We start from the raw sequence: 1,089 nt of genomic DNA on the forward strand, positions 1-1,089 counted from the left end.
CTGTCGGAGTACTACAAACGAACCGATTGGCAGGGATTAAAGTGAGACGTTTCGCTCCAAAAGCATACATTGCTTTTCTCAGCGCTGTCATTATCGGGGAAGCTATGATGTCTTCGTTGTTTGGTAATAATGGCGGAATACTCCATGGTAAGAGTACCAAGCTGGTACTCTTTTCATTTTTAAATGTTTCCCATTAATTCCTTTTAATAGGATCCATTCGACTCATTGTATACTAATAGTAAAGAAAGGGCGCCCCATTTTAAGAACTAAAGTGAGGTGACAGACTATTGTATACGGTGATGATCTACTAAGTAAAATCAATGGACTCAAGCAAAAACTATCCTGCCTCGTAAACAAAAAGGGACGAAATCTTAGCGATCACGAAGTAGTCCAGATTAGCCAACAACTAGATATTTATATACTGGAGCTTCAAAAGGAACACATAAAAGGATCTAGATAGTGGCAGGGTTTAGATTCTATTTTTTCCAACCAATCCGCATTCTTCGCTAAAAAAAGTTAGCAGCAACTTACCGCAGACGGAAGCACAATATTTTAAAATTCGTCATTTCCGGCATCATTTCATTTGATGCCTTACATCATCGTAACTACTCCACGTAGAATAGTGTTCCATTGATTTGATTTTCAAGAGAAGAATCCTGGTTATAGAAATTGCACGACTTCCAATAACATGACCATAAAAAAATGGGCTCAGCCTACAAGTGGTCCTCTACTTGTAGGACAGCCCATTCTGTTTCTTCCTGCATCATATGTTCAATTGTTACGTATCTGAACTGGAAAGAGTGCCAACTAGAGATCCCTGCAAAAGTCCACTTTCTTCATAAAAAACTTAGTCATCAGAGAAAACGAGCCTCTAGAATCGCTTCTAAGGCTCGTTTCGTGTTTAAGGAGACATATTTGTCTCCCCTAAATCATCAGTTTTTCTAAACATACGACTTTTGCAGCAGTCTCCAACTAGGCACTCTTTTTATTGTTTATTCCAAACCACGCATCCGCGTAGGATGCGACACGAGACGCTAGATTTGCGATGACAGATACGTCAGATTTCAATCCACGCATCCGCGTAGGATG

General features: G+C 39.9%; 2 protein-coding genes. Both read left to right on the top strand.

The genetic code is table 11. The features are described 5' to 3' along the window. Positions 1 to 197, top strand: a 197-nt coding sequence (locus BBG47_RS30510) for a hypothetical protein (RefSeq protein WP_217492550.1), incomplete at its 5' end; no start/stop codon positions are given. A 119-nt stretch (positions 198 to 316) separates the two neighbouring features. Further along, positions 317 to 460, top strand: a complete 144-nt coding sequence (locus BBG47_RS29245) for an aspartyl-phosphate phosphatase Spo0E family protein (protein WP_251482728.1) — start codon at positions 317 to 319, stop codon at positions 458 to 460. Positions 461 to 1,089: the final 629 nt, after the last annotated feature.

The organism is Paenibacillus sp. KS1, assembly GCF_001680695.1.
In the GTDB taxonomy this organism is placed as follows: domain Bacteria; phylum Bacillota; class Bacilli; order Paenibacillales; family Paenibacillaceae; genus Paenibacillus_B; species Paenibacillus_B suaedae.